The organism is Brevundimonas sp. (genome assembly GCF_046295595.1).
Taxonomy (GTDB): Bacteria; Pseudomonadota; Alphaproteobacteria; order Caulobacterales; family Caulobacteraceae; genus Brevundimonas.
Map to the genome: position 1 here is coordinate 49,006 of NZ_JBKBMX010000015.1, position 10,968 is coordinate 59,973.

Sequence of the window (10,968 nt, forward strand, 5' to 3'; positions counted from 1 at the left end):
CGCTGGTTCGAAGAAGCCTTCCGGCTTGCTATACCCGTGCGCTGCTCGCCTTGCTGGCTTCACCCCAGCGGACGAAGGTCCTGAATCAGCCATCCGTTGCCGATCAAAGCGGACTTCTGGGCTTCCGTGATGTGATCACCGACGACGGCGAGGCAGAGCAGGGATTTGGGCCGTGTGATCCCGACGAAGAGATTCATCAGCTGGGCCGGGATCGTTTTCGCTGACCTGGCGGCGGCCGTGCCGGATAGTGGGTCCAGCGCTTCCTTCAGGTCGTAAAGCTTGCTCTTGGAGGACGTCAGCACAAGCGTCGCATCGTGCGTCTCGCCCTTGACCCCCGCGATGGTGCTGAGGTCGATTGCGACCGTTCTGTCTTCCCCGAGATGCTCGTAGGTGTTTCGGCGTTGGGTCGCCTTCTGGTCGACCACCGGAGTGTCGGGGTCCCAGAGGAGGAAGTCGTCGGTCACCGAGGCGGTCGGGATCAATGGCTTCAGTGAGGTGACGACGTTCTGAATGATCGTCTTCCAGGATGTCTCGACGAGCACCGGTCCGAGGCAGCAGTCGTGCACAGCCGCGAGCAGACAGGCCGAGGTCTCGGAATCTGCCTCATCGAGCGCCCTGAGCACGGACTTCTTTCCGATCGACTCGCCCGTTGGAAGCTCGCAGTCGTGATTGTGGAGCCAAGCGGTGACGCCCTCCCAGATGATCGGTGCCGCCGCATGGAGCGCCCCGTCTTCCCTGAGGACCGCGCGAGCTCTGCGGACATAGCCGATCAAGGCGTTTAGGCCGTTCGACCGCGATGTCTGGGTCGCATCGAAATCTGGCCAGTAGTCGCCGAGGTGGCGGGGCCAGTATGTGCCTTCCCCCGTTTTTCGTAGAGCAACCGCCTTGGCGACAAAACCGGTGGGAAGCGGCTCGGGAAACTCCACGAGGATATGGTCGCCAAACGCGGGCAGCACGCGGTCGACGCAGGATTTGTCGAACAGGAAGATAGCGTGCCTCTTTTCGGCTCGTTTGGTATTTCCAACAATCGTCTGGGAGCGGATGACCGTGAGGGTAGACGCCGCCGCGGCGATATGCGGGCCGAAGCGGCGGCTGTGAGAGAGGGCGATTGCGGCTTTGGCGGGGAAGCTGCTTGGTGTCTCGGAGCGGTCCGTTCCGTCGAATATACCCTGATTGCAGTCCCCGAAACGCTGAATCGTCGATCGGTCGCCAAACGCAGCTTGGGCGAAGGCTTCCTGAAGGGCGTCGGTGTCCTGCATCTCGTCGAAGAACACGACGGGAAACCGCGTGCTCACGGCCTCGGCAAGTTCGGGCACCTCCGTTAGGGCGCGTTGGGCGATCGCGAACATATCCTTGAAGCGAAAGACGCCGTCCGCGACGAGCTGTGTCTTGAGTTCATTGAAGCTCTTGAAGGTATCGGTGTGGGGTCCGGGGAGGGGCCCCTCGCAAACCAGATCGAGATCGGGACCTGAGAGAGTCAGCGTTGCAAGAGTGAGGTCTGCAGTGTTTGGGTGTCTCTCGAGATGACTTCTAACCCGCCAGAACGTGTTGAGCTTCGCCAGCCGCTTTGCAGCAGCCGTGAACCGCGCGTCATCGACGCTGCGGGGGGTGATGCCCAAACCCCGTAGGTACGGCAGAGCCAAGTATTGGTGGGCAAAGGTCTGGATCGTGCCGATGAAGTGCGGATAGCCCCGCAAGGCGCGGCCCGCCGGGTGATCGTGGAGGCTCGTTTCGACCTCCATACGGGCCACATTGGTGTGGGAGAGGACGCAGATGCCTTGCCTTGCGTGGGGCCAGCGCGCGCCCAGCAGAGCGAGCTTGGCCACCAGCAGGGTCGTCTTGCCGCTGCCCGGGGCTGCTTGGACATCAAGGGGCTCGCGCGCCTTGAGGATCTGTCGGCAGTCCGCAGCATCGAACTCCCGGCCCATGAAGCCGGCGATTTCGTCAATGTCGACATCCTCGATCTCGACGGGGATCATATGGCCTCGTTGATTTCGATCGGCGCCGTGACGTATTCGATCGCGCTGACCAAGTAGGCTGGCAGGCGGACGAGCAGCTCCGTCGGAGACAGGTCAGCGCGCTCGAGCTCGTCAGCGAGGTATTGGGCCGTCTCCGCCTTGGAGGCTCTCTTGTCGAACAGGGGCTCGTAGATTTTGGCGGCGATCTCAGCGTCGCTAAGGCTCTCGACGATCCAGGCCGCCAGCTCTTCGTCGGCCTTGGTGCGAACTTGGGCCATCACCTCATCTTTGAGCGGTGCCCCGCTGTTCTTCGCGCGTCGCGCCAGCCTGATCGCGCGATGTACGAGAGGGCGCAGGCCGCCAAGTGCCAAATCGTGTTCAAGGGTCCAGCTTGGGGAGACGAAGGTGACAACTGGCTCGCCGTCCCTTTCTTTCAACTCGTTTTCGAGATCGGCAAGCTCCTTCGGACTGAACTCGTCGGCGAATTTCCTCTCAGCCGGCTTGCCTTCTTTGGGCTTCGAAGGCTGTGGAACATAGACCCTGGCGGCGGCGGGCGGCACGTCTCGGTCCGCAACGCAGGCGACACGGATCGGAATCTTACGTTCGTCGTTACGCTGGAAGATCCGTGAATAGCGGAACAGGCCGCGGTGGCCCACGCTCACGACCGAAACCCCGTACTTCGAGAAAGACCGCTTTAGCGCCTTGGCGAGGGCCGGAAGGATGATGTTCTCGCCGTCGCCTTCGACGACCACGACCGCCTTCGCGAAGAACAGATTGGCCTTGGTCGCATCCAGGAACCGGCGAAGGAAAGCATAGTCGCTCCCGTCGAGCTGGGTGCAGGTCGCCGCCAAGGAGAAGGCTTGGTGTTGGGTGATCAGGGTCAGCCTCTCGACATCAGCTTTGGAGGCTAGAATGGGGCTGTGGGTGGTGACGATGACCTGAACCCGCTCCGACGGAGGCGGCAAGGCGGGGGCCGGTTCAGCACCGCCTTCCGATTGAGGATCGAGTTTCGAGGAGAAGGGGGGCGACGCGGGAGGCGCCGCTCGTGTCTCGAGCATCTCCATCAGGCGGAGCTGCATCTGCGGGTGAAGATGAGCCTCCGGTTCCTCGATCAGCAGCAACGGCATGCCATCCGACGCCCGGAGGAGCAAGAGTTCGGTGGCCATGAACAGAACGTTGTTCAACCCGAGGCCGCGCCGCGTCGGGAGACCAACGCCGGCTTTGGAGTCGAGCGCCAGCTCTAGCTTCTCGAGGATCTGCTGCAGATCGGCGCTGCGGGCCACAGAGATAGCCGCGGTGAGAATCTCGGTCCCGAGGGACAGGTCCTCGAGGAATTGGGTGTTGATGTTGGTATGCACCGCCTGGACGACGGTGTTGGATCGGATCAGGTATTCCGCCTGCTTCATTATGCCCACGAGGGTGGCGGGAGAGATTGTCGGCGCCTCGGCGGACCAGTCGCTTTTCGCCTCTGCCGCAAAGTTGGGGTGCGACTTCAGGATTTGCGACAGCCGCGAGCTTTTGCCGGCGGTGAGTTCCCCTTCGGCGTCCCGGAGCGGCTTGAGATAGGTGCAGCGTAGGAACTCCCTTAGGGCCCCCTCGACCGGTGGGCCCTTGGCGTCGGCCCCGGCGCGAAAAAAGACGCTCGCGCGGCCCTTCTGTCCGCCCGCTCCATCTTGTCTCCGAGCCAACAGAGAGATGGACAGGGAAGGCTCGGCACCATCGGAAATCGTCAGATATTCTAGGAATGCTGCCTGCTGAAGCAGGCTGAGCCCCTCGAAGCGGGCGGTGATCTTCATGTCCAGGGCGCGCTGGTCGCCAGCGACATGGAAGTCGTCCTCGGTCAGGCGGTGGAAATCCTGGCTCGTGGTCCAGAGCAGATGGCGGATGGCGTCGACGACGGCAGTCTTCCCGGCGTCGTTCTCACCGACCAGCAGGTTCAATCCCTGCGACAGGGTGAGGTCCAGCGACGTGCCTGCCGCTTCTAAGCCGAAAGCTCGGAAATTCTCGATCTTAAGATTTGAAAGATAATAGTGCCCCCAGCTGCCATCGTACAGAGGCTTTCCCGGAAGTGTAGTGCACCTATTCTGAACTAGGTTGATAAGTTCAGTTGCTTACAAAGCGGCAATCGGGCCCGCTTCAGGGCATGAGGTGAGGCTGGTTTGAAAGTCGACCTGCGACATGAGCCTCTGCGCGAAGCTGACAGATCCTGCTGGCAGCTCTCGCTAAGCCCAACCCCGCACGCACCTTGACTGACGCTAGGCCTCAGGTGGCGGTCCACCCCAAATCGATCGCGGAAATCGGCCATGCTCAAGGGCCATGTTGAAGAGGTTTTGCAGGGCACCGATGAATTGATACGGTGTTCGAAGGTTCTGCGTCACCATATGCAGGCCGGGGAAGTCGATCAACATCAAGGGGATCTGAACGGTCTCCACTGCGGCGAGGATCGGCTCGCTATTCTCGATCTGAGTGTCGTCGAACATCTCCCGCACAACGACCAGACCGAGGGGCTGGCGGCCCTCCAGCGACAGCGCTATCGGGCCCGCGTCCGATTTGATGACGACGCCGTTTCCCTTTCGGGCGTACAGGAGCGCCCCGGTCAACTGCTTGGTCGCCTTGTCGATCTGGCTTTGGATAGTCTGTCGCTTGCGATCTAGCGTCCGGGCGAGGGACGCCTCGGTGTTCGGGCTGTCCTTAGCCTCCACGAACAGAATTTCAGTGTCTGTGACTACCAGGACGTCGCACAACTCCTTCCCCGTGTCGGAACGGAAAGGGTTCAGGTAGATGGCGTCCGCTGGGAAGACACGGCCGAACATCACGGCGATGTCGCGTTCCTGTGGCGGGCCGGGATCTTCTCGTACGAGTGTGGCGATGGAAGGACCGGGAGCGGCCGATTGGAATGCTGCGGCTGTGGGACGTGCGTCTAAGATCGCCAGATCCTCGGGAGCGAGGTGATCGACAATCCGAAGCTCCAACGCCGCGTCATCGTCCGCGGCCACGCGAGTGGCGAAGCGATCATTGAGCCCACCCATAACTTGCGCAAAGCCGTCCTGCTCATACTGGGGGAACGAGGCGGATCGGATCGCACGTTCGAACCGAGGTGCTCCCGGATTATCGACCCGGACGCTCAGCAGTTCCCGATCATGCTCATCGATGAAGTAGACATCGAACGCCGGCTGGACGAGCAAGGCGGAGACATCAATCGTGAGCCCGTCGCCGTCGAAGAGCGCCGTCGTCATCGTGATCGGTTCGTCGTGGTCATCGAAGAAGGCCGTAACCAGACCGAGGTGACTCGTTGCGCCGTCGATGTCGGAGATCAGATAAATCCGAAAGCCTCCCTTGAGCCGAGCTGCGAGGATCGCCTCCTTGCTGGCTTTGACGACCAGGAAGTTCTCCTCGTCGGGCAGCCGGATCGGCATGAGGCCGTAGCGGAACCGCTGGATGTCCGCGAAGAGGTGAGGGTAGCGAATGGACAGCATGGCAGTTCTTTTTGAGCGGTGCAGGCAATCTGACGTGCGGAAAGGGGCACGCTGGTCATCCCGCCAACAACACATCCGGCCCGAAGGTCCATTACGCTCGGGCGCGAATCCGTCCGCAGGAAGACTTCATCAGCCTGGGCCGTCTCGTCGCGATCCAGATATCACAGCAGGCGGGTCAGGAGAGCCTCGTTCACAGACCCGTTCTGGCCCAAAACCTACCCTCGGGCCAGCGTCGGTTTCGTCTGTTAAGCTTCAGCGGCCATGACCAAGCTGAGCATCCACACCATCAACGCCCGTGACAACATCATGCTGGAGGTGATGCGGAGCTATTTCGGCGTGTCGTCGGCCGGCATGCATCGTGAAATCCGCGGCATGGTCGCCCAGACGGTTCGGCTGTTGGACGAGAAAGGGATTGACTACAAAAAGCTGCAGAAGGCGCTCGTGCCCCAACCCAACCGGCGCGAGATCGCCCTAATCTTCGACACCCTCGACATGAAGGAGAGCTTCTACGCGTTGCCGATCCACGAGCGTCTGCTCCCGGCCCTGCACCGCAAGAGCAGTCGGTCGATCTTACACGGCGACTACATCGGCAAGAACCAGGACGCCATGTTTGAGAATCTGGTCGAGGTGCTCCAGCCGGTTCGGGACGTCGACTACCACCACGGCACGCAGTTCTACATCGTCTACGTCAACAACCTGACCGACCCCATGGTCAACGCCCTGACGAAGGCGTTCGACGGCTACCACCCCTACGTCGGCTGCGTGGACACGACGTTCTCGTCGCCCTTCAAGACCCACCTGTCGTTCACTATCGGCACGTCTTACATTCAGCACCGCAATGTCATCGTCAGCCAGCATGAGGACGACGCGCCGCCCGACGAGAACTGGAACTTGCCCGGCTTCCCGTTCGAGGACTTCGGCTACCAGCTGCGCAGCATCGCGGGGAACCCGTTTGGGGTGCTGCTGACCTACAAGATCGAGCGCCCGGTTTATCAGGGGTTCGAGGAGGACACGGAGTTCTCGCTGAACGCCTTGCACGCCACGCCGCTAAAGCTCAGCGATCTGGAAGTCCATGCCAGCCCGGAGCGATTCGAATACCTCCAGGCTACGCCCGGCCATGGAGTCCGACAGGGCGAGGCGCAATCGACGGCGGAGCTGACGGCATTGATCAAATCCAAGATCGTGCAGAACTATCTGTACGACATGACCCACGACAGCGACTGGAACGTGAGCCGGTTCAATGTCGTGCTGGAGCTGGGTGAGGGCGCGACCCGATATCGGGTGCGGGCGGGCTTGATGTATCAGCCGGAAGCCGGGCGGATAGAGCTACTGACTCTATACTAGGGTGTTAAGGGCTCTTTGCTCGGTCAAGACGGGCTGAGTGGAGTGCTGGCGCGAATAGGAGAGGCGGGCGTGGCGACAAGACCCCGAGCGAGAACCCGACCCAAGCCTCTGGAGCCCATGCAGGCGGCGCTCGAAGCAAGCGCGCGGCGATTACCCGAGCTGCAGCTCCAGAAAATCCTCGCGCGCCGCGCTGAAGCCTCAGGGATCAAATTGCATCCGCATGAGACTGAAGCCTTGGCTAAACACCTTCTCGCCGGCGGTAAGGGGCCGATCACACTCGACGAACGCCCCGGCCTCACCGAGGCGAAGCTCACCTTTACGGCGGAAGACGCCGCTGAGATCCGGGGGTTACCCGACCAGATTGAGGCCGCCATGAGTGGGGCTGTGGAAGGGGTCGTAAAGAAGTCTGCGGACGTGCTGCTGAGGTCGATTCGTAAGCGATGGCCGGCGATCAAGGCCGAACATGACAAGGATCGCGTGGCGTTCCTTGAAACCATCCAGCTCCTCTGGGGTGATGCGCTCGACAAGCTCGACATGCTCATCGCGACCGCCGAGAGCGTCGGCGGACAGGCCATCGCGGTGGCCCGGGCGTCGCGCTCCAAGAAGCGCGTTGCGGTGACCACGGCGCTCGATCGTCTTCATATCCGCGGCATCCAGGTGGCCAACGAGATCTTGGCGCTGCTGCGCGAAGGCTTCGCCGACGCCGCGTTCTCCAGATGGCGGACGCTTCATGAGATCTCCGTCGTCGCGATCGTCTTGGGCGACCACGGAGAAGCGCTGGCGATCCGCTACCTCGACCACGATCTTGTGGAAGCCCAGCGCGGTGCCGAAGTCTACCAACGATGCCACCCCAAAGACGCGGCAAAGCGGAAAAACGCCGCAGCATTGAAGCAGACCTTGGCGGATTATAATGAGGTCGTCGCCCGGTATGGGCCAGCGTTTAAGTCGCCATATGGGTGGGCGGCGGAGGCCTTGGGCAAGGAGAAGCCCAGCTTCCAGCATTTGGAGGAGGCCGCGGATCAGGCCCAGATGCGGCTTCGGTACAAGGCCGCCAGCTACGGCGTTCACGCTGGCACGAAAGGCCTGACCGTCTCGGTGGCGGACGTGTTCGGTGAAGGGCCGCCCGGCGCAGCCAGCATCGCAGGGCTTCATGAGGCCGGTGCTGAGACTGCCTACAGTCTAGTTCGTCTCACTGGACCGCTCCTTGGTCCCAATTGGTCTGTCGACAAACTCGCCGGGATGAATGTCCTCATCCGACTTCGCGACGCGGCCAGCAGGGCGTTTTCGCGAGGGGGACAAGCCATGCATGACGCCACTTGGATGACCGAGGAGCAGTTCGAGGCCTGGACGCGTCAGGCTGATGACGAGCGGCCTGAGCTGGGAGGCAAAGGCTGATGGATCGGCTTCTCCGTATCCGTAGCGCGATCTACGATCACTTCCATGCCTCCGACATACGAGAGGGCTATTTTCTCCTGCCAGGCCACCGGGATCGGTTCGCTCAGTACGAAACGGCGATGCTTCTGCTGCAGGACACCGGCGAAGCCCTGTGGACGCACCGTCGGCGTGAGTTTTCTCCGTCGCCCATGATAGCCTACATCGAGTTCTGGGGGGTCGTGCAGGCAGTGATCATCCAGCAGGATGCGCTTGCCGAACTGACGGCGTCCGTGGGCGCTCCCGCAGTGTCCGGCGGTGCGGCCTGGAGAGAAATTCGCGACTTTCGAAATCTCCTGGTCGGTCATCCCGCCAAGAAGACATCCGGCCTGAAGTCTCCCGGCGCGAGAGGCCCGATGCGCAGCTTCATGGGGCGACAGGAGAAGACCTATCAAGAGATGACCTATGAGCTCTGGGACGGTGAGGCTCAGAAGGTAAGCCACCCGAGGGTCGATTTGGGCAAAATGATAGATGCTTATGAAGTGGAGGCCGCTGACCACTTGGCGGCGGTCTTCGCCCACCTTCGACGAGAATGGCCGGCGAAAAGAAGCGTGACCCGCGTGATCGACCAAGCCAACGATCAGACCGCCACTGAGCGCAGCGACACATCCAATGCAGCGTAGATAGATTTCCGCAGACTCTATCGAAATTCTTGCAGATTGGAGCCAATAGGCCTAACTGGACGTCAGGTCTGAAAGGGCCAAGGTGTCTGTGTTATCCTAATTCGCACCTGAACCGTACGCGGTGGAAGTGCACGACGGCTCCGAGGCTCGACCTCGCTGTCGTTGTTCGGGGATCGATTGGATCCGCGAGAACCGGGCGAGAAGGCCGAGGGCCCGATCGCTTTGGGGATCGCGCGGTTGGGCAGCCAACCGAACCGGCGGAAGAGACCGATAACACGCGATGTATCAGGCGGGCCTCCGGGTCCGCCTTTTACTTTTCTACGGCATCGATCTTCGCCGCTGTGACGACGTCGCTGGCGAAGACGTTGGCGTGGTCCGCGCTGACGAGGATATCCGTCCGGTCGATGCAGACGAAGGGCTCCCGCACGAGCGGCTTACCATCGGTCCATTGGACATCGTGCTGGAACCCCGGAGACCGCAACGGAGTGCCGAAGCGGAAGCGGCCTTCCAACTCCCGCCTTAGCCGGACTTGATCTGGCGCACCTTCGGCCAAGGGGGCGATCTCATGTACATTGCCGTCTTGGCCGACGTGGGCCTTGGCGAAGACTAGGGAGCGATCGTCGTAGGCGAAGGATTGGTTCTTACCTCCCGTCTTGCCGTAGAACCGTTTCAGCTCCTTCAGTCCGAACCGTCGTGTGGTGACCTGAGCATCAATCTGGGCTGGGGTGAGCTGGCCCCGGAGAAGGTCGCGGAACCGAGGCTCAAGCGTCTCCGTCTTGGTGAGCCTGAAGTTTTTCTGGGGCAGCAGCAGCGCATCGTCACGACGGAAGGCTTCTAGCCGGAGCCGGAAGCTTTCGTAGGGGTCTGCTTCTGCTAGGCGGATTGTGCGCCTCACCACCGGCATGACCTCCTTGATGTCAAATCGCCAGTGTTGGCCGCGCGGCCAAGTCCACTCAGGATGCGCCAAAGGAATGGTCATGACCGAGGCCCCAAACCCGTCGAGAAGAAGGTCGCTGCAGGGCGCACCGACGTGAGCCAAGAGGATCCGGCTTGGGTCGGGCGAAATAACACGGTCCGGATGGCCCCGGATCGCGAAGGCCAATGTTTGAACCATGAGGTCCACCACTGCCTCTGCGGTGTAGATCGGGTCTTTATCGCCAAACGGAATGGCGATGGCGCGCCAGCGGGTCTCTTCGTCGTTGTTGATCGTCGCGGCCGCGATCTCCGCCGTTTTCGCCGGCAGACCGGCGATGACGAGCAGGGGGCAAGGGCCCGGCGCGCCCCGACTCGCTTTGCGCGAAGTCGCGAGCACCTTAGCTGCGGCCTTGGCCACGGGTTAGGGACGCCGCAACAGCAGGTCGGCGATGTCCGCCGGGATGATTAGCCGGTTCATGATCTCGGGTGGCTGGGCGGCGAGGAGGCGAGCCAATGCATTTGTGCCTGAACCTTCGTGGAACGCGGCCGGGTCCAGCTGTTCCTTCTGCGCCCAAGCGAGAAAGCCTTCCCAGAGAGCTTCCCTGTCCTGCTGCGACGCCTTATTCAGATTGATGCCGGGTCGCCGGTACTCTTCCGGAATGCGTCGGAATCCCGGACGGATGAACTCGGGGTCCATCGCCTTTTGATAGTGGAACGGGCGGGTGGTTCGCACGGCGACGTGTTCGCCTTCGCCGGCGCGGACGACGAACGCCACCTGAACGGCGACGGGAAGGCTGGAGAACTTGGCGCTGCTCTCAGTCTCTTTCGCCGACTGCTTCTGAAGTTCGAGCTCCGCGCCCTGAGCGTACTCGGCTGGCACCATGCTTTCGCGACCTCGTCGATCGTCGACGATGGCCAGTCGTTGCGGACCTGCAGCGATCACGGCGGCCATCAAGGTCCCGTAACTCGCCTTCAGTTCTTCGAGCAGCGGTTTGTCGAGTTGCCCGAACCGCGACAGCAGGAGGGGTTGGGTCTTCTCCTTGTAGTAGGCCCGGACAAAGGCTTCGAGACGGGTCAGAAGGTCGTCAGCCACGGATCACCCCCACTGGCGGTTGCGCCGAACGCAGGCTCGCCGTCTTGCTGCATATGGGCGTCGGAACGCCGTGTCCATGTGCGGCCGCCTCGAGGGCGCGCCCGACTTCGCCTCGATGGCGGCTCGCG

The 10,968-nt window shown here is 61.9% G+C and carries 8 protein-coding genes; 3 read left to right on the top strand and 5 right to left on the bottom strand.

The features are described 5' to 3' along the window. Positions 1 to 59 precede the first annotated feature (59 nt). The 3 genes from ACK4JY_RS10845 to ACK4JY_RS10855 all read right to left on the bottom strand — a co-directional run bounded on the left by ACK4JY_RS10845 (position 60) and on the right by ACK4JY_RS10855 (position 5,434). Complete coding sequence (locus tag ACK4JY_RS10845; protein WP_409605551.1) at positions 60 to 1,979, bottom strand: UvrD-helicase domain-containing protein; 1,920 nt, start codon at positions 1,977 to 1,979, stop codon at positions 60 to 62. Further along, positions 1,976 to 4,057, bottom strand: a complete 2,082-nt coding sequence (locus ACK4JY_RS10850) for an ATP-dependent nuclease (protein WP_409605609.1) — start codon at positions 4,055 to 4,057, stop codon at positions 1,976 to 1,978. The genes ACK4JY_RS10845 and ACK4JY_RS10850 overlap by 4 nt, the downstream gene beginning before the upstream one ends. Before the next feature lie 156 nt (positions 4,058 to 4,213). Next, on the bottom strand, positions 4,214 to 5,434 hold the full coding sequence (locus tag ACK4JY_RS10855) for a hypothetical protein (RefSeq protein ID WP_409605553.1): 1,221 nt from the start codon (positions 5,432 to 5,434) through the stop codon (positions 4,214 to 4,216). 261 nt (positions 5,435 to 5,695) lie between these two features. On the opposite strand from ACK4JY_RS10855, the gene ACK4JY_RS10860 reads away from it, so the two are divergent. From ACK4JY_RS10860 to ACK4JY_RS10870, 3 genes are all read left to right on the top strand, one after another. Next, complete coding sequence (locus ACK4JY_RS10860; protein WP_409605555.1) at positions 5,696 to 6,778, top strand: hypothetical protein; 1,083 nt, start codon at positions 5,696 to 5,698, stop codon at positions 6,776 to 6,778. Positions 6,779 to 6,895: 117 nt separating this feature from the next. Next, positions 6,896 to 8,173 carry a DUF5677 domain-containing protein gene (locus tag ACK4JY_RS10865; RefSeq protein WP_409605557.1) on the top strand — a complete coding sequence of 426 codons (1,278 nt, stop codon included), beginning with the start codon at positions 6,896 to 6,898 and terminating at the stop codon, positions 8,171 to 8,173. Beyond that, positions 8,173 to 8,832, top strand: a complete 660-nt coding sequence (locus tag ACK4JY_RS10870; protein WP_409605559.1) for a hypothetical protein — start codon at positions 8,173 to 8,175, stop codon at positions 8,830 to 8,832. The genes ACK4JY_RS10865 and ACK4JY_RS10870 overlap by 1 nt, the downstream gene beginning before the upstream one ends. 310 nt (positions 8,833 to 9,142) lie before the next feature. Here ACK4JY_RS10870 and ACK4JY_RS10875 read toward each other — a convergent pair whose 3' ends face one another. Both ACK4JY_RS10875 and ACK4JY_RS10880 read right to left on the bottom strand, forming a co-directional pair. Then, the gene (locus ACK4JY_RS10875; RefSeq protein WP_409605561.1) at positions 9,143 to 10,165 is read right to left on the bottom strand and encodes a hypothetical protein; all 1,023 of its coding nucleotides are present in this window, start codon (positions 10,163 to 10,165) and stop codon (positions 9,143 to 9,145) included. Positions 10,166 to 10,168: 3 nt separating this feature from the next. Beyond that, positions 10,169 to 10,840, bottom strand: coding sequence for a hypothetical protein (locus ACK4JY_RS10880; RefSeq protein ID WP_409605563.1), 672 nt, complete (start codon positions 10,838 to 10,840; stop codon positions 10,169 to 10,171). Between the last annotated feature and the right edge of the window lie 128 nt (positions 10,841 to 10,968).

Excerpts from the sequence above, each read along its gene's own strand:
- ACK4JY_RS10845 (WP_409605551.1), bottom strand. The coding sequence starts at position 1,979 with ATGATCCCCGTCGAGATCGAGGATGTCGACATTGACGAAATCGCCGGC.
- ACK4JY_RS10855 (WP_409605553.1), bottom strand. The coding sequence starts at position 5,434 with ATGCTGTCCATTCGCTACCCTCACCTCTTCGCGGACATCCAGCGGTTC.
- ACK4JY_RS10860 (WP_409605555.1), top strand. The coding sequence starts at position 5,696 with ATGACCAAGCTGAGCATCCACACCATCAACGCCCGTGACAACATCATG.
- ACK4JY_RS10865 (WP_409605557.1), top strand. The coding sequence starts at position 6,896 with ATGCAGGCGGCGCTCGAAGCAAGCGCGCGGCGATTACCCGAGCTGCAG.
- ACK4JY_RS10870 (WP_409605559.1), top strand. The coding sequence starts at position 8,173 with ATGGATCGGCTTCTCCGTATCCGTAGCGCGATCTACGATCACTTCCAT.